Annotated in this window: 17 protein-coding genes; 5 read left to right on the top strand and 12 right to left on the bottom strand. The window is 57.4% G+C overall.

Annotated features, from left to right (window positions below):
- Positions 1-9 precede the first annotated feature (9 nt).
- Complete coding sequence (gene ccoO, locus ACR0AJ_RS10445; RefSeq protein WP_170350978.1) at positions 10-738, bottom strand: cytochrome-c oxidase, cbb3-type subunit II; 729 nt, start codon at positions 736-738, stop codon at positions 10-12.
- 14 nt (positions 739-752) lie between these two features.
- Positions 753-2,360 (bottom strand): cytochrome-c oxidase, cbb3-type subunit I, encoded by a 1,608-nt coding sequence (gene ccoN / locus ACR0AJ_RS10440; protein WP_170350979.1) that lies wholly within the window; start codon positions 2,358-2,360, stop codon positions 753-755.
- A gap of 195 nt (positions 2,361-2,555) precedes the next feature.
- Here ccoN and ACR0AJ_RS10435 point away from each other — a divergent pair, with 195 nt between their 5' ends.
- Positions 2,556-3,395 (top strand): universal stress protein, encoded by an 840-nt coding sequence (locus tag ACR0AJ_RS10435; RefSeq protein WP_170350980.1) that lies wholly within the window; start codon positions 2,556-2,558, stop codon positions 3,393-3,395.
- A 38-nt stretch (positions 3,396-3,433) separates the two neighbouring features.
- Here ACR0AJ_RS10435 and ACR0AJ_RS10430 read toward each other — a convergent pair whose 3' ends face one another.
- A complete protein-coding gene (locus ACR0AJ_RS10430) occupies positions 3,434-3,685 on the bottom strand; it encodes a GlsB/YeaQ/YmgE family stress response membrane protein (protein WP_480648758.1) in 252 nt (83 codons plus the stop codon).
- A gap of 74 nt (positions 3,686-3,759) precedes the next feature.
- A complete protein-coding gene (gene fnrL, locus ACR0AJ_RS10425) occupies positions 3,760-4,503 on the bottom strand; it encodes a transcriptional regulator FnrL (RefSeq protein WP_170350982.1) in 744 nt (247 codons plus the stop codon).
- A gap of 61 nt (positions 4,504-4,564) precedes the next feature.
- On the opposite strand from fnrL, the gene hemN reads away from it, so the two are divergent.
- From hemN to ACR0AJ_RS10410, 3 genes are all read left to right on the top strand, one after another.
- A complete protein-coding gene (gene hemN, locus ACR0AJ_RS10420) occupies positions 4,565-5,920 on the top strand; it encodes an oxygen-independent coproporphyrinogen III oxidase (RefSeq protein WP_480648756.1) in 1,356 nt (451 codons plus the stop codon).
- A 175-nt stretch (positions 5,921-6,095) separates the two neighbouring features.
- On the top strand, positions 6,096-8,027 hold the full coding sequence (locus tag ACR0AJ_RS10415; RefSeq protein WP_170378373.1) for an elongation factor G: 1,932 nt from the start codon (positions 6,096-6,098) through the stop codon (positions 8,025-8,027).
- A 96-nt stretch (positions 8,028-8,123) separates the two neighbouring features.
- Positions 8,124-8,603: a DUF995 domain-containing protein gene (locus ACR0AJ_RS10410; protein ID WP_170350985.1), complete on the top strand. Its 480-nt coding sequence runs from the start codon at positions 8,124-8,126 to the stop codon at positions 8,601-8,603.
- 28 nt (positions 8,604-8,631) lie between these two features.
- On the opposite strand, the gene ACR0AJ_RS10405 is transcribed toward ACR0AJ_RS10410, so the two are convergent.
- The 5 genes from ACR0AJ_RS10405 to ACR0AJ_RS10385 form a co-directional block, all read right to left on the bottom strand.
- Entirely contained in the window at positions 8,632-10,209 is a 1,578-nt protein-coding gene (locus tag ACR0AJ_RS10405) for an ABC transporter ATP-binding protein (RefSeq protein WP_170350986.1), read from the bottom strand.
- Entirely contained in the window at positions 10,206-11,312 is a 1,107-nt protein-coding gene (locus tag ACR0AJ_RS10400; protein ID WP_170350987.1) for an ABC transporter permease, read from the bottom strand. Before ACR0AJ_RS10400 ends, ACR0AJ_RS10405 begins: the two co-directional genes overlap by 4 nt.
- Positions 11,313-12,398, bottom strand: a complete 1,086-nt coding sequence (locus ACR0AJ_RS10395) for a microcin C ABC transporter permease YejB (protein ID WP_170350988.1) — start codon at positions 12,396-12,398, stop codon at positions 11,313-11,315. It abuts the gene before it with no gap.
- 9 nt (positions 12,399-12,407) lie between these two features.
- Positions 12,408-14,246 (bottom strand): extracellular solute-binding protein, encoded by a 1,839-nt coding sequence (locus ACR0AJ_RS10390; RefSeq protein WP_438826486.1) that lies wholly within the window; start codon positions 14,244-14,246, stop codon positions 12,408-12,410.
- A gap of 236 nt (positions 14,247-14,482) precedes the next feature.
- A complete protein-coding gene (locus tag ACR0AJ_RS10385; protein WP_170351131.1) occupies positions 14,483-14,992 on the bottom strand; it encodes a c-type cytochrome in 510 nt (169 codons plus the stop codon).
- Positions 14,993-15,111: 119 nt separating this feature from the next.
- Between ACR0AJ_RS10385 and ACR0AJ_RS10380 the strand changes: the two genes are divergently transcribed.
- Positions 15,112-15,945, top strand: a complete 834-nt coding sequence (locus tag ACR0AJ_RS10380) for a prephenate dehydratase (protein ID WP_170350990.1) — start codon at positions 15,112-15,114, stop codon at positions 15,943-15,945.
- A gap of 10 nt (positions 15,946-15,955) precedes the next feature.
- Here the strand turns inward: ACR0AJ_RS10380 and ACR0AJ_RS10375 are convergent, their stop codons facing one another.
- From ACR0AJ_RS10375 to nudC, 3 genes are read right to left on the bottom strand one after another with little or no spacing between them, the layout of a single operon-like run.
- Positions 15,956-16,423, bottom strand: a complete 468-nt coding sequence (locus ACR0AJ_RS10375; RefSeq protein ID WP_217360548.1) for a GNAT family N-acetyltransferase — start codon at positions 16,421-16,423, stop codon at positions 15,956-15,958.
- 10 nt (positions 16,424-16,433) lie between these two features.
- Complete coding sequence (locus ACR0AJ_RS10370) at positions 16,434-16,901, bottom strand: SRPBCC family protein (RefSeq protein ID WP_170350991.1); 468 nt, start codon at positions 16,899-16,901, stop codon at positions 16,434-16,436.
- Between the two features lie 40 nt (positions 16,902-16,941).
- Positions 16,942-17,922 (bottom strand): NAD(+) diphosphatase, encoded by a 981-nt coding sequence (gene nudC, locus ACR0AJ_RS10365; protein WP_480740803.1) that lies wholly within the window; start codon positions 17,920-17,922, stop codon positions 16,942-16,944.
- Positions 17,923-18,050: the final 128 nt, after the last annotated feature.

Below are 18,050 nucleotides of genomic sequence, written 5' to 3'. Positions count from 1 at the left end.
ACTCTCCTGTTATCGGCTTGCGTCCGGGGTGAAGGTCGAGAAATCAACCAACGTGCCCAGCATCTGAAGGTAAGCAACGAGCGCATCCATCTCGGTCAACTCAGATTGACCATCGAAATTGCGGACATTGACCTTGTCGCCATAGCGTTCCAGCAATCCGTCATAGTCGCTGTCCGGATCCGCCTGCGCCCGGAAATCCGCCTGTGCCTGCTCGAGCATCTCGTCTGTGTACGGCGTGCCGACCACAGAATTGGCAGCCATGACATCACCGATATACTTACCGTCGATCTTCCGATGCTCGAGGAAGCCATATTTCGGCATCACCGATTCAGGCACCACCGATTGCGGATCACGCAGGTGGTCCACCTGCCACTGGTCCGAATAACGGCCACCGACACGAGCGATATCTGGCCCGGTACGCTTGGAGCCCCACTGGAATGGGTGATCATACATCGATTCAGCCGCCAGCGAGTAGTGACCATAGCGTTCAACTTCGTCCCGCATCGGGCGGATCATCTGACTGTGGCAGACATAGCACCCTTCGCGGATGTAGATGTCACGCCCGGCCAATTCGAGGGGGGTGTATGGGCGCATGCCCTCTACCTTCTCGATGGTGTTCTCAAGATAGAACAGCGGGGTGATTTGTACGATGCCACCGATGGTAACGACCAGAAAGCTGAAGATCAGCAGGAGGGTCGCGTTGGTCTCGAGGATCTTATGTTTGTCGAGAATTGCCATTGCTCCGGCCCTCCTTACTCAGCCGGGACCGCGACGGACAGGCTGGCCTCTTTGGCCGGCGCTTTCCGTACAGTCATCCACAGGTTGTAGCACATGATCAGCGAGCCAGCGACGAACATCACGCCACCCAAAGCACGCACCACATACATCGGGAACTTGGCAGCCACGGTGTCGGCGAACGAGTTCACCAGGAAGCCGTTGGCATCCACTTCGCGCCACATCAGACCTTCCATGATGCCGGTGACCCACATCGACGCGGCGTAAAGCACGATGCCGATGGTAGCGAGCCAGAAGTGCCAGCTGACCATCTGCAGCGAATACAGACGCTCACGCTTCCACAGGACAGGCACCAAGAAGTACAGCGCACCAAAAGTGATCATGCCGTTCCAGCCCAGCGCGCCCGAATGCACGTGACCGATGGTCCAGTCGGTGTAGTGCGACAGCGAGTTCACTGCACGGATCGACATCATCGGGCCTTCAAAGGTGGACATTCCATAGAAGCCGACCGAGATCACCATCATCCGAATAACCGGATCAGTGCGCAGCTTGTCCCATGCACCCGACAGGGTCATCAGACCGTTGATCATTCCACCCCATGACGGCATCCACAGCACGATTGAGAACACCATGCCCAGCGTCGAAGCCCAGTCAGGCAACGCGGTATAATGCAGGTGGTGCGGACCGGCCCAGATATACAGGAAGATCAGAGCCCAGAAGTGGATGATCGACAGCTTATAGCTGAATACCGGACGCTCGGCCTGTTTCGGGATGAAGTAATACATCATTCCCAGGAAACCCGCGGTCAGGAAGAAGCCCACAGCATTGTGGCCGTACCACCACTGGATCATGGCATCCTGCACACCAGACCAGACGATAACCGATTTCGAACCCCAGATGCTGACCGGGATGGTCATGTTGTTGACCAGATGCAGCATGGCGACAGTCACGATGAACGCCAGATAGAACCAGTTCGCCACGTAAATGTGGGGTTCTTTCCGCCTGACGATCGTTCCAAGGAAAACGGCCAGATAAGCAACCCATACGACGGTCAGCCAAAGGTCAACATACCATTCAGGCTCGGCATATTCTTTGGACTGAGTACCACCCAGTACGTAACCGGTCGCTGCCAGTACAATGAACAGCTGATAGCCCCAGAACACGAACCACGCCAGATTGCCGCCCCAAAGGCGCGCGGCGCTGGTGCGCTGTACCACATAGAACGAGGTTGCGATCAAGGCGTTACCGCCAAAGGCAAAGATCACCGCCGATGTGTGCAGCGGACGCAAACGACCAAAGTTCAAATAGCCCTGCGCCCATTCGAAGTTCAGCGCCGGAAAGGCCAGCTGAAACGCGATGAAAGTCCCTGCAAGGAACCCGACCACGCCCCAAAAGGCAGTTGCGATCACGCCATAGCGGATGACGCCATCCATGTATTCACCCGAACGGTCTACAAGAATATCTGGCTCGTCAGTGTTTCTAAGCGTCCAGATGAACAAACCACCGGCGATCAGCATCACCAGAATCGAATGCACCTGATACGCCAAATCGCGTGCATAGTTGGACCCGATCGCAGTGAACACCACAACCAGACCAAGCACGATCAGCTTGATGTAATTTGACATATTGCGTCCCTTTGCCATGCCCCACGTGATTCTTGTATATCGCAGGACCCTTTTGACTGGTTGCCGTTTTGTCGAACGGCGGCCAGAATTACTTTGATCTGTGTCAAGACAATACACTGATTTCTGTGACAATCGTAAACTGACAACTGGGCCATAGGGCCGCAGGTACATGAGCCTGAAAGACAAGAGGTCAAAATGGCATACAAATCTCTTCTCACGGTGATGACAGACACGAACCACAGTGACGCGCCTCTGGCCCAGATGGCCGCTCTGACTGCTTCGCAAGACGCGCATGCCGAGGCTTTGTGTCTGGGCGTCGACCGCAGCCAGACGGGATATTACTACGCCGGCGCAAACGCCCTGATACTTCAGGAAACACTGAGCCGCGCGAATGCCGAAGCCGAAGAGGTACTGGCCTATGCCAAAGACTATCTGGGCAAGACTGGAATTCGCTGGTCCGCCGAAAGCGGTGTTGCTCAGATCTCGGATATCGGGCGCCACGTGGCGCACCGCGCGCGGTTTTCCGATCTTGTCATTCTCCCGCAACCTTACGGACCTGACCGCGACGCCGAGGCCGAACCCATTGTCGAAGCTGCCATGTTCGAAGGTCACGCGCCTGTTCTAGTCGTTCCTGACGATGCAACCCCGTTCGCACGACCGGGCAACATCCTGATCGGCTGGAACGAGAGCGTCGAGGCCATGCGAGCCATCCGCCGCGCCCTGCCGTTTCTGACGCAAGCCGATCTGGTGCGCATCGTCGTGATTGATCCGCCGCGCCACGGCCCCGACCGCTCGGACCCTGGTGGGATGCTGTCGCAGATGCTGGCCCGCCATGGCGTGAAATGCGAAATCGACGTGCTGAGCAAGACCATGACGCGGGTATCCGATATCCTGAACCGCCACGCCGCAGATACCGAGGCAGACATGATCGTGATGGGAGCCTACGGACACTCGCGGTTCCGCGAGGCCATTTTGGGCGGCGCGACACGGAACATGTTGGAACAAGCCACAGTACCGGTGTTCCTGGCTCACTAGTATAGGCCGTTACAGAAAACCGCCCCCTGGGGCGGTTTTTACTTTTTCACCAATCCGATCAGAAACAGAAGGATGATCGCACCGATGGTGGCAAAGAAAATAGTTGAAAGGACACCGCCTCCAACAGCAAAGCCCAGCGCGGGAAAGATCAAACCGGCCAAAAACGCGCCGACAATGCCGACGATGATATTGCCAATCAGGCCAAAGCCGCGGCCTTCCATGATCTTGCCCGACAGCCACCCGGCGATCGCGCCGATGAACAGCATCGCCAGAATGCTACTGAATCCCATGACTTACTCCTGAGGTCTGCTTCAAATGACCCCAGTTAAACATGGCCAGCCGATCCAGTCACGCTGCAAGCGTGTCAGACCAGAAAACCTCCATCCGAGTCGTCGCCTGCCTCTTCCATCAGGCGGCCCATATCCGGAATCGTCACGTGGCGTTTGCCTTCCAACGTGATGACCTGATCCTTTTTCAGGGCCGAGATCTGCCGACTGACTGTTTCCAGCGTCAGCCCAAGGTAGTCCGCCATCGCCTCGCGGGTTAGCGGAAGGTCAAACACGATCGGCCCCGTGTTTCCCTTTTGATTGATCGACGCATCGCGCCGGGCGATAATCGACAGCAGGCTGGCAATCTTTTCTCGCGCAGTCTTGCGCCCCAGCACCAACATCCACTCGCGCGCGGCGTCCAGCTCGTCCAGCGTCATTTGCAACAGCCGGTGTGCAATATGCGGGGTATTGCTCATCAAGTCTTCAAACGGCTTCTTGCGAAAACAACACATGACCAGATCGGTTGTTGCCAGCACATCATATGGCGCAGAATCGCGGCCTGGCCGCCCGACGAAATCACTGGGCAGCAAAAGGCCGACCATTTGGGTGCGACCGTCTTCCATTGTCTGGGTCAGCGAGGCGATGCCTGACACGACAGAGCCCACAAAATTCATCTGATCCCCCGACCAGATGATCGTCTGACCCGCCTCAAAACTGCGATAGTATTTGATGCCTTCAAGCTCTACCAGCTCGTTCGCATCACAGTGGGCGCATACTGCACGATGCCGGATGGGGCAATCTCCGCAGTTTGTATGGTCGAATTTGAGTATCGGTGTCATGCACGTTTCCACTTGATCTCGGTCAAAGCATCTAGACGGTCCGTCCCTTAAAGCTATCGCCATGATAGTGAAACCACAATTGGCCAAGCTTGGACTATTTGACGCGAAAGTCCCGCGTTATACAAGCTATCCCACCGCCCCCCACTTCAGCAATGACGTGGGGTCAAGCCTTTATTCCGACTGGATTTCCGGCCTGAAGCCGGGCAGCGAGGTGTCGTTGTACATCCATGTCCCGTTTTGCCGCAGGCTGTGCTGGTTCTGCGCCTGCCGCACGCAAGGCACCCAAACCGACAACCCGGTGATTGCCTATGTGGACGTTCTGAAAGCCGAGCTTGACCTGCTGGCTGAACGCCTGCCCGAGGGCATTACCCTGTCGCGCCTGCATTGGGGTGGCGGCACGCCAACCCTGTTGAACCCGGATCTGATGCGGGATCTGGCCGCGCGGATTCTGGATGTCGTACCGCTGGGTCCGAATGCCGAGTTCTCGGTCGAGATCGACCCGAACGAGATTGATGAGGCCCGTCTGGACGCATTGGCCGAGGCCGGGATGAACCGCGCCTCAATCGGGGTGCAGGATTTCGACGACGAAATTCAGAAGACCATCGGGCGTATCCAAAGCTATGACGTCACACGCAAAGCCGTGGACATGATCCGCGCCCGTGGGATCAGCAGCCTGAATGCGGATATCCTGTATGGCCTGCCGCACCAGACCAAATCGCGGATGACGGAAAGCGTGCAGAAACTTCTGTCGCTCAGCCCGGATCGTGTCGCGCTATACGGTTATGCCCATGTGCCATGGATGGCCAAGCGGCAGCAACTGATCCCCTCAGATGCCCTGCCGACCCCCGAAGAACGTCTTGATCTGTTCGACACCGCCCGCCGCCTGTTCATGTGGGATGACTATGCCGAGATCGGCATTGACCATTTCGCCACGCAGGATGACGGCCTGACCCATGCGCTGAAGGCCGGGCGGTTAAAGCGGAACTTCCAGGGCTATACCGACGATCAGGCCGAGGTTCTGATCGGGGTTGGTGCCAGCTCTATCTCGCGCTTTCCGCAAGGCTATGCCCAGAATGCGCCCGCAACATCTGCCCATACCAAGGCGATTCGCGAAGGGCGGTTCTCGACCTCACGCGGGCACTTGTTCAAAGGGCAGGACGTTCTGCGCGCCCGGCTGATCGAAGCGCTGATGTGCGATTTCCAGATCAATACAGCCGAGGTTCTGGGCAATCACGACATCACCGGGCCAGAGTTGCAGGCTATGTATCAGGCTGCCAATACAGCCTTTGACGGCCTGCTGCGGATCACCGAAGATGGCTTGTTCATCCCGCCCGAGGCCCGGCCGCTGACCCGCATGATTGCCCGCAGCTTTGACGCCTATGACCTGAGCTTGGCCGGCCACAGTTCGGCAATCTGACATCAAGGCAGGTCAGGGCTTGACGCGGCGGGTCGGTTTTTTCCACACTTGCAGGGCGGGCGGAACCCGCCCGCACCCGAGGCAGGCCCAATACCAGACAGTTCGCGCCAACGCATTTGCGTAAGGCTATCCCTTTCGTGCAGCCGATCTGCAATTTGAAAGAGGGACAGCACCCATGCGCGTTTTCACCGTCCTCGGCCCCAGCCAATCGGGCAAAACCACTCTGGTCGAGGCCATCAGCCGCCTCGATGGCCGGTCCACCACATTCGACGTATCTGGAACCGTGCATTTGCACGGTTTTTCTTATTTAGACGAACCCTGGTGCGCCATTGATGTCGATGGCGGCGGCGATAATCTGGCCTATGTCGGCCCTGCCATGGCAATCTCGGACGCCGCCGTGGTGGTCGTGCCACCCGACCCACTGGCTGCCGTTCTGTGCGCCCCATATCTGCGACTGGTCGAAGAGGCTGGCATTCCCTGCTTCCTGTTCATCAACCGTATGGACAACCCCAATGGCCGGATTCGCGACATCATTGCGGCGTTGCAGACCTATTGCACCCACCACATCGCTCTGCGTCAGGTGCCGATCCGCGAGGGCGACACGATCGTCGGTGCGGTTGATCTGATCTCGGAGCGGGCCTGGAAATATCAGGAAGGCCAGCCCTCAGCCCTGATCGAATTGCCGCAATCGGTCGAGGACCGCGAACAGGAGGCCCGCACGGAATTGTTGGAAACCTTGTCAGATTTCGACGACAACTTGCTTGAGCAACTGATCGAAGACAAGCAACCGCCCAGCGCCGAGGTTTACGATCTGGCCGCACAAGTGCTGCAGAACCACCAGCTGATACCCGCCTGTTTGGGCGCGGCCAGCCATGGAAACGGGCTGACTCGTTTGATGAAAGCCCTGCGGCACGAGGCCCCGGAGTTTGACATAGCCGCCGGGCGAGACGAAGCGGCAGAAAACGCCCGCGCGATCGCTGGCTTCGCGGATGTAAAAAAACATATCGGCAAGATCGTCGTTCTGCGCGGGCTGGGCGCAGGTGTGAAAGCGCATGAGAATCTGGGCGGCGAAACCGTCGGCAACCTGACTACGCTGGACGCCAAGACACAGATTGCCGAGCTACCAGCTGGGCAAATTGGGCTCGCCGTGAAATCCGATCACCTAAATCCCGGCAATCTCTATGACAGTTCTTCGGCGACCCCTCTGCCCGAATGGGCCGGCTCCCACCCGGCAGCGCATCGTCAGATCGTGTCGCCCACCCATGAGCGAGACGACGTGCGCCTGTCTAACGCACTAACCCGTCTGGTCGAGATCGACCCCGGCCTGCATTTGGAACAGGACGAACTTAGCGGTCATGCAATTCTGGGTTCACAAGGTCCGCAACACATGCGTCGTGTCACCGCCAAACTAGATGAGGATTTCGGGATCGAGATTACTGCCGACGCGGTCGAGACCGCTTATCGCGAAACCATTCGCGCACCCGTCGAACACCGTCACCGCCACCGCAAACAATCTGGTGGGGCTGGACAGTTCGCAGACGTAGTAATCTCGGTTGCGCCAATGCCGCGGGGTTCGGGGTTCCAGTTCGAGGAAATCGTAAAGGGGGGCGCGGTGCCCAAGAACTATATTCCATCGGTCGAACACGGCGCCAAGGATGCGTTGGTGCAGGGGCCCGAGGGCTTTCCAGTGGTGGATGTGAAAGTCACGCTTAGCGATGGCAAGCACCACAACGTGGACAGCTCGGACTATGCCTTCCGTACCGCAGGCAAGAATGCTGTGCGTGAAGCCCTGCCACAGGCCAAACCAGTGGTCCTGCAGCCGATCCTGAGTGCCGAAATCCACCTGCCGTCGGATTTTGTAGGCGATCTGGTTCCGACCATAAGTTCGCTGCAAGGCCAGGTTCTGGGCTTTGAAGGTAATCCCAACGCCTCAGGCTGGGAGATCTTCAACGCCCAATTGCCCGCCGTGGCCGAGGACGAGTTGCACCGAACCCTCGCCAGTGCCACACGTGGCACCGGTTGGGTCAAGCTGAACTTTGATCACTATGAAGAGCTGCGCGGACCACTTCCGAAAAGTGCAGCGCGCGAGGCCGCCAACGCACAGTGAAATTCTCAAAAAACCTCTGACCGGCACCCCGGTCAGAGAATACACAGGAGGGCCGCCCCGCATTTCAGGTTTGTTATTTAAAGAGGAGCCGCAGTTATGGCGTATTCAACAACCGTCCTGACGACATTTGTAGTCGCGGCCATTTTTCTGGCTGCCGGGGAAAGCCTTGCCAAGGGGAAACCCAAAGGCGCAAAACGCACTGACCCACAAACGATAGCTCAGCTCTATTCCGGCAAGACAACAAATTGGAGACTTGGAGGGTCGTTCTATTGGGCTCCTAACGGCACCTTACAGGGGATAGGGCAAAAAGAAGGCGCCGTTGGCATTGGGCGATGGTACGTCACAAACAGAGGTAAACTGTGTAACGAGACTGACTGGTACTGGTTCGAAAACGGGGCGAGGCAATACAAACGTTTCGAAGAATGTTGGGAGTTTGTGACAGCCCCGGACGGAACAATCTGGGAGAGGTTTATCCCTGAGAAGTCAAACTGGTATCGCCACAGTATCCGATCGCAAGTCAGAGGCAACCCGCACCAGAGAAAGTTTAACAAATTGAAGAAAGATCTGGGTCTATAACCCTTTGCCGCGCGGGTAGGAACTCACCCTACCCCGCTGCCGCAATCAGTTCACGGGTATAATCTGTCTGAGCATTTTCGAACAAATCTTCAGCCGCACCCATTTCGATGACATCTCCGTTCCGCATGACAATCACCTTGTGAGACATCGCCCGGACCACCTTCAGGTCGTGGCTGATGAACAGATAGGCCAGCCCGTATTTCCGCTGAAGATTGCGCAAAAGATCAACGATCTGCACCTGCACCGTCATGTCCAGCGCGCTGGTCGGTTCGTCCAGTACCAGTAGCTTGGGCCGCAACACCATGGCGCGCGCTATCGCGATACGCTGACGCTGTCCGCCCGAGAATTCATGCGGGTATCGGTCCATTGCCGCCGGGTCCAACCCCACTTCGGTCATCACCTCGGCCACCAATTCGCGCGGGGCACGGTGGGGGTCGACCTTATGGATCGCCAAGCCCTCGGCAATGATCTGCATGCAGGTCATCCGCGGGCTAAGGCTGCCAAACGGGTCCTGGAACACGATCTGCATGTCTTTGCGCAACCGCCGCAACTCTCGCGTGGACCAGCGGCGCACGTCCTGTTCGCGGAAAGTGATGGCGCCTTCGGACGCAATCAGGCGCATGATCGCCAGCGCCAGCGTCGTCTTACCAGACCCGCTTTCACCGACAATGCCTACCGTCTCGCCCGCGCGCACGCTAAGCGTGGCGTCGTTCACTGCCTTCACATGGCCCACGGTCCGTTTCAAAAACCCGCGCTGGATCGGGAACCAGACCTTCAGGTGATCGGTACGGGCGACCTCTTCGGCCTCGGGGGCGACGGGGTCGGGATGACCCGAGGGCTCGGCCCCCAGCAGTTTCTGCGTATAGGGGTGCTGCGGGTTGTTGAAGATCTCGGCAGTGGCGCCGGTCTCGACGATCTCACCATCCTTCATCACGCAAACCCGGTCGGCGATGCGCCGCACAATTCCCAGATCATGGGTGATGAACAGCATCCCCATATTCTCTGACTTTTGCAGCTCGGCCAACAACTCCAGAATCTGAGCCTGAATGGTCACGTCCAGGGCAGTTGTCGGTTCATCCGCGATCAGAATGTCGGGCTTGTTGGCCAGCGCCATTGCGATCATGACCCGCTGCCGCTGCCCGCCGGACAACTGGTGTGGATAGCTGTCCAACCGATCCTGCGGATCACGAATCCCCACCTTGGTCAGCAGTTCGACAATACGTGTGCGTGCCGCATCTCCGCTCAGACCCTGGTGCAGGGCCAGCGATTCTGCCATCTGCTTTTGGATTGTGTGCAGCGGGTTCAACGAGGTCATCGGCTCTTGAAAAATAAAGCTGATATCATTGCCGCGCACGTCCATCAGCTTGTCTTGCGAGGCGCCGATCATCTCATCACCGTCATAGGTGACCGAACCTTCGACGATAGCACTGTCCCCCAGCAACGACACGGTGGACAATGCCGTAACCGACTTGCCTGATCCGGATTCCCCCACAAGTGCGACGGTTTCCCCCCGGTCCACGGTGAACGAAACACCTTTGACCGCCGCGCTCACCTGCCCGTCCTGCTTGAACGAGACCTTGAGATTTTTCACATCCAAAAGGCTCATGAGAAGGTCTTTCTGGGGTCAAACGCATCGCGAACGCCTTCAAAGATGAAGACCAGCAGCGATAGCATGATGGCAAAGGTGAAGAACGCAGTGAAGGCCAGCCAAGGTGCCTGCAGGTTCTGTTTCGCCTGCAAGGTCAATTCCCCCAGCGACGGCGCCGAAGACGGCAAGCCAAAGCCCAAGAAATCCAGCGAGGCCAATCCGCCAATGGTGCCAGTGACGATGAAGGGCATGAATGTCAGCGTCGCAACCATCGCGTTGGGCAGCATGTGGCGGAACATGATCGTCATGTTGCCCACGCCCAACGCCCGTGCCGCGCGGACATATTCCAGATTGCGCGCGCGCAGGAATTCGGCCCGGACAACGCCGACTAATCCGGTCCAACTGAACAGGATCATCAACGCCACCAGCAGCCAGAAACTTCGACCCAGAATGGCGAACATGATGATGATCACGTACAGCGAAGGGGTGGCCGACCAGATCTCGATGATGCGCTGAAAGACCAAATCCAACCAGCCGCCGAAAAAGCCCTGAATTGCACCGGCGAAAATGCCAATCAGGCTGGCGGCCCCTGTGACCATCAATGTGAACAGGATCGACAAGCGGAAGCCATAGATGACCCGAGCCAACACATCGCGCTTGGTGTCATCGGTTCCCAACAGGTTCTGCCCATTGGGCGGCAGCGGTGCGGCCCCCGGACGATCCACACTGGTGTTGAAGGAATATGGAATCAGCGGCCAGATCGCCCAACCGCGTTCAAACCCCTCGGCCTGAAAGGTCCCGTCTTTGATTTCGTCAATGATCCCTTCTGGATCGTCGAAACACTCCTCAAGCCCGCCGCTGTCGATCAGACACTGCACCTCGGGATCGCGATAGATTGCTTCGGTTTGGAAATCCCCGCCGAATTCAGTTTCCGGGTAAAAATTGAAGATCGGCGTGTAAAACTCACCCCGGTATTTCACCAGGATCGGCTTGTCGTTCGCGATGAACTCGGCAAACAGCGAGATACCGAACAGTACCGAGAAGATGATCAGCGACCAAAAAGCCCGGCCATTGCGCCGGAAATTACGCCACCGGCGCTGATTGAGGGGGGAAAGCGCCATTTACCCCTCCCGCTTTTCGAAATCGATGCGCGGGTCAACCAGCACATACATCAGATCGCTGACGATACCGACGACAAGACCCATCAGGCCAAAGATGAACAGCGTGCCAAAGATCACCGGGTAGTCGCGTGCGACTGCTGCCTCGAACCCCAGACGGCCCAGACCATCGAGTGAGAAGATCGTCTCGATAATGATCGAACTTCCGAAGAAGACGCCAATGAACACCGCCGGAAAGCCTGCGATCACGATCAGCATGGCATTGCGGAACACGTGGCCATACAGCACCCTGCCCTCGCTCAAACCTTTTGCGCGAGCGGTCATGACATATTGCTTTTTGATCTCATCCAGAAACGAGTTCTTGGTCAGCAGCGTCAGCGTCGCAAAGGCAGAAATCGTCAGGGCAATGACCGGCAGTGTGATGTGCCAGAAATAGTCCGCGATCTTGCCAATCAGGCTGAGGCTGTCCCAATTGTCAGATGTCAGCCCCCGCAGCGGGAAGATTTGCCAGTAGGACCCACCGGCAAACAGCACCAGCAGCAGGATCGCAAACAGGAAGCCGGGAATGGCATAGGCCACAATGATGGTGCCACTGGTCCAGGTATCGAACTTTGAACCATCCTTGACCGCCTTGCGAATACCCAGCGGGATCGACACCAGATAGGCAATCAATGTGGACCACAGGCCCAGCGAGATTGAAACGGGCATTTTTTCCAGCACTAGATCAATCACGCTGATCGAGCGAAAATAACTCTCGCCGAAGTCCAACGTCATGTAGTTGCCCAACATGTCAAGGAACCGTTCGACCGGAGGTTTGTCGAATCCAAATTCCTTTTCCAACTCTTCGATAAATTCGGGCGGCAATCCGCGCGCGCCGATATAGCGGTCATTCACGCTGCTGGTTTGCTGCTCGATATCGCTGCCGCCGCCTGCGATGCCTTCGAACACGTCACCGCCCCCTTGCATCTGGGCGATCATCTGTTCAATCGGACCACCGGGGACAAACTGAACCAGCGTGAAATTGACGATCATGATCCCAAGCAATGTGGGGATGACCAGCAACAGGCGTCTTAGAATATATGCTCCCATGGGGGCGGATTACCTCAACGCGCCCGAGGATTTCAACTCGGCTTCTTTCTCGGCGTTGATCCACCACAGGTCTTCCACGCCCAACGCATAGGGTGGCAGGTTTTCCGGGTATTCGTACATGTCCCAATACGCTACCCAATATTTGCCCAGATACCATGTCGGAACCATGATCCGCTTGGCCCTCAGAACACGGTCCAACGCGCGGACATTGGCGAAAAGCTCCTCGCTTTCGGTGGCGGCAACGATGTTGTCGATCAATGGTTCAATATCGGGACCATGCGCACCCGACGGATTGAATACGGAATACGAGGCCGCCTCGGTCCCGAATTGCTGATACAGGCCAGTCGAAGGCTGCAGTGATTTCGGATACCCGCCGACGATCATGTCAAAATCCCGATCCCGGCGGCGCAGCGTGAACTGGGCATTGTCCACCCGGTTATACAGCGCGTCGATACCCATTGCCCGCAGGTTGTCGACAAAGGGCTGAACAATGCGGTCCAGCGTCGGCTGGTCCGACAAAAACTCGATCGACAACACTTCGCCCTTGTCGTTCCGGCGAATGCCGTCATCACCAACCAACCAACCGGCCTCGTCCAACAGCTTCATCGCCGCGCGCAGGTTGCGACGGTCGTTCTGACGCGCCGGGCGCGATTCATGGGCGCTGACCGGTTCCTCGGTCAGAACGTCCGGGTCCAACGCATCGCCGAGGCTTTGCAGCACCTCCAATTCACGCCCTTCGGGCAGGCCAGTCGCCTCAAGGTGCGTGCCTTCCCAGAACGAACTGCGCTGTTGGAACAACCCGTACTGCAGGCTTTCGTTGGTCCATTCGAAATTATAACCAAGCTGGATGGCTTCGCGAACACGCGGATCCTGCAACTGTGGGCGATCAAGATTCATGATGAAGCCCGACGCAGATGGCACGTTTCCATTCGCCAACTCGTCCCGAATGACCCAGCCGTTCGCAATGGCCGGAAAATCATAGGCGGTCGCCCAGCTTTTCGAGTTGTTTTCCTGCCGCAACGTGAACGTACCTGCCTTGAATCCCTCCATCGCGGCAATCGAGTCACTGAAATACTCGATCCTGATGGTGTCATAGTTGTTGCGACCCACGTTTACGTTGACGTGATCGCCCCAATAATCGGGGTTGCGCTTGTAAATGATGCGCCGGTTGATGTCATAGCTGTCCAGAACATAGGGGGCCGATCCAACCCCCTGAACCAAACGCGGTTCATCCAGACGCCGGTTTTCCGGGTCTGCTTCGAACCAGGCTTTAGAAAACACCGGCGTTCCGCCCACCTGCGAGATCAGTGCCCGGCGCGAGATATCCGGTGCGAAATAGAATTTGACCCTATGTTCATCCAGTGCTTCGGCGCGTGGGATACGCTTGCGCACCGCATCTGCATAAGACTTCAGCCCCTGATCCAGCAGCAGATTGTGGGAAAACACAACATCCTCGGCGGTCACGGGGCTGCCATCGGAAAACCGGGCCTCGGGCCGCATGTTGAAAATAACCCAATCCTGACTTTCCGGGTATTCCAAGCTTTCGGCCAGCAACCCGTAATAGGCTGCGGGCTCATCATAGGATGGAATCAGCAGGGTTTCATATTGGTCAGCAGACCGCGCGCCTGCGCGCCCTTTCCGCGTAAACGGGTTCAAGCTAGAAAACGTGCCCTGCGCCGCATAAGATAGCTCTCCCCCGCGCGGAGCGTCGGGGTTCACATAGTCGAAATGAGCGAAACCTTCGGGGTATTTCAGATCGCCGAATTCCGAGAATCCGTGGCTTTTGATTATCTTTTCTTCCGCAAAAAGCTGCGCCGAGGTCAGCATGACCACAATCAACCCGAACATCAAAGCGTGCGACCAACCCTTAATATCCACCGAGCGCGCCTGTGCAGTAAGTCGATTGGATATCATTTTGCTCATCCTCTGGGTCGTTGTGTCTTTTATCTTGTTCGCGCCAGCTAAATGACCAGCACTGTCAGGTTCAAGTTTAGAATGCGTGAACACTTTGTGAAGTTTTTCTTAGGCAAAAAAAAGCCGCTGCGCGAGGCAGCGGCTTTGAAAATCATGCTTTGATCAAAGGATCAGTTGCCGATGGTCTGCAGATACGCGATCAGATCGGCGCGCTCTTGCGGTTTCTTCAGACCGGCAAAGCTCATCGAAGTACCCGAGATGTAAGCACTTGGGCGCTCGAGGAACGCATCCAGCGCTTCGGGAGTCCAATTGCCGCCATGGGCCTGCATCGAGGCTGAATAGCCGGTGAAGCCGTTGGCTGATGCAACCGGGCGATCTACGACACCGTACAAGTAGGGGCCGGTACCGTTTGCGCCGTCCTCCAGCTTGTGGCAGGCGGTGCATTTACGGAAGACACGGGCGCCTTTTTCCGGATCGGCGGCGGCCAGCATATCTTCGAAGACCACTTCTTCACCGTCGGCGCTTTCACCAGCGCTTTCGGTTTCGATAATGTAAGAGGCTGTCTCGCCATGCCCATCCGCATGGTAAAGAACTTCGGCACCCCATTTGGCCAGAAGAAGCACCAGGAAGGTGCCAAACAGGCCTGCGGCGGCCTTGGTAACTGTCATCGTGTCGAACATTGATCGCGAGTCCATTTCAGCTGTCTGCGGGGTGTCTAAGGCTTCCCCTTGCAAGAGGCAAGGTATAGACACCGCGACTAAACGCCCAATTGTAGAACTTGTTGCACGGAATCGACCAAATGAGCAATCGTATCGCATTTCAGGGAGAACCAGGCGCCTATAGCCACGAGGCCTGCCGCAATGCACGCCCCGATATGGAGGCCCTGCCCTGCCGTACTTTCGAAGATGTGATCGAATCGGTTCGGTCAGGCGAAGCTGATCTGGCGATGCTGCCGGTCGAAAACACCACCTATGGCCGGGTGGCCGATATTCACCGCCTGCTGCCCCATAGTGGGCTGCACATCATTGATGAGGCCTTCGTACGCGTGCACATCAATCTGCTAGCTGTCCCCGGGGCAACGCTTGAAGATATCACCGAGGCGCATTCGCATTTGGTTCTACTGCCGCAATGCGCAGGCTTTCTGAAAGAACATGACATTCGCGGCCGCGTCAGCCCCGACAACGCGCGCGCCGCGCGTGAGGTCTCGGAGCAAGGTGATTTGCATTCTGCGGCACTGGCCAGTGAGCTGGCGGGCGAAATCTATGGGCTGAACGTGCTGGCCCGTCACATCGAAGATCAGGACAACAACACCACGCGGTTCCTGGTTATGTCGCGGCAGGCGGACATGTCCCGACGCGGCCCGCATGGCATGATCACCAGCTTCGTGTTTCAGGTGCGCAACATTCCGGCTGCGCTGTACAAAGCGATGGGCGGCTTTGCCACCAACGGTATCAACATGACAAAGCTGGAAAGCTATATGGTCGACGGGTCATTCACCGCGACCCAGTTTTATGCCGATATCGTCGGGCACCCCGAAGACCGCAACGTGCAGCTGGCCATGGAAGAGTTGGAGCATTTCACCACCAATGTCGAAGTACTGGGCGTCTACCCCGCAGCGCATTCGCGCGGGTAAGCGCCTAGTTTCATCCAACTGTGTAGGCTTTGCACACAGCCCCTTCGTGTGATCTGTAATCGATAAACCCCATTGCGGCGTAATAGGCCAAACCTTCGGCGTTACTTGCCGCAATGGTGGCGTCGATGGCGGGAATGCCCTGCTCTTTGGCAACCTTCAATGTCGCCTGAAACAAGGCCCGCCCCACCCCGCAACGCGCGGCCGAGGGTCGAATGTGGGTACCGATGATTCCCCAGCCGACTTGTACTCCGTAAGGATTGGCTGCGACCGCCCGTTTCATGGACTGGAACCCCAAAATTCGGGTTTCGCTGAGTGCCAAGACACATGTCAACTGATCCGGGTGCCCGACATAGTTCGTTAGTACAAAGCCCGGGTCACTCGGTCTTGTGCGTTTTCCGGCAGCAGTGATTTCATGCAACACGTCTGAAATGCCTTGGACGTCGTCCAAACCGGCCTGTCGGATGATCAGATTGTCCATTTGCCTCCTGTCAGGAACCGTGCAGATGGCGTTCTTCCATCTCGCGCGCGAACTCGCTGAGCCGCAGTTGGAATTGTCGTCGGAACCGCGATTGGCCCAGTCTCAGTGACTGCAGTAACAACCGGGCCGGCAGAGTTTTCGCCGCCAGCGCCATCTCGACACTCAAGCGGGTGCGGCGCTGCGACAAGGCCAGAAACTCGACAGTTGTTGTCCCGTTCATGCCCTTGCTTGCTGCCTGAAACCGCATCAAGGCAGGCGGGTCGCATTCAGCCATCTCAATCGCAACATGGCGGGGCTTGCCACGCAGGTTGAACTCGGTTTCCCACTGCGTACCGGGCACAACACCCATATGACCCGACATGCGCCTTACTTCGATCCCCCGGCGCATGGCCATGCGTTCGAACCGCTCAAAGTCAGCGACCATTTCGAACACCGCATTGATCGGGGCTTCGATATCTTCGCGTGCTGTAAACTGCATGATGGTTCGTGGGTCTCTTGTCTATTGGCCTAGTATTTTGTCAGTCCAGCGTATCCGCAAGCCAGTTTTGCAGCAGGAAATGCGCAATGGCCCCCTTGCGAGCTGGCAGCAGGACCGGGTGTTCCCCGGCAAAGGCCTGCATCATCTCGGGCTTGCTGACCCACATTGCATCTTCGATTTCCACCGGATCAATGGTGATCTCGCGCGACAACGCCTCACCCGCGCAACCAAACATCAGCGAGGCCGGGAATGGCCAGGGTTGGCTGGATAGATAGCTGACCGGGCCAACCGGCACGCCTGCCTCTTCCATCACCTCACGTCGAACCGCTGCCTCAAGCGTTTCTCCGGGTTCGACAAATCCAGCCAGCAGGGAATACATCCCTTCGGGCCAGCCCGGTGATCGCCCCATCAAAACCGAATCCCCATGGGTGATCAGCATAATGACCACCGGATCGGTGCGCGGAAAATGCTGCCCACCGCATTCGGCGCAACTGCGCTGCCATCCAGCTTGGGATACTTCGCTGGGTGCGCCACAACGGGCACAGAACCGATGCGTTTCGTGCCAGCCAATAACGGCCTTGGCGGCCGCAGCCAATTCCGCATCGCGGGCAGACAGTCGGGTCATGATCCGGCGCAACTCAGCAAAGACATGGGCTGTTGGCAGGTCCGGGTGCTGCTGTTCCGACGGGTCGATAAAGGCACCGACCTGCGACATGTCCAGCCCCTCGGGGGACCAGCCCGAGATATCCAGCGCAAAAACCGGATCACCGTCTGAAAGTCCCAGAAATACAGGTTCTTTAATACTACCGCCCGGGCCGTTTTGTACCAGTCCGTGGGTCATGGGAATCAACCCCAGGCGGTCCAGTGCTTCCCCCTGAACCAGCGGCTTACCACGCCACAGCAACAGGCAGGTCGCTTGCGGATGCGCGCGCACCTGCGCCAAATGGTCTGCATTCCCTCGAATATGCGCCGCGCGATCAAGGCCCGAGCTGCCAAATGTCACCAGTTCCGCGTGTTTCATAGGATTTCCCTTGGGTCGTCGGCACAGGGCTGCCACGGCTGCCCTTTTGTTGCAATGCCAATGTTGCAATGCCAATTCGCACCACCCGAAAACTTGAAGTCGTCAATTGACTAAAAACACGCTATGCA

The organism is Ruegeria sp. CJ9, from assembly GCF_056536625.1.
This window is presented reverse-complemented; position numbering and strand designations above follow the sequence as displayed.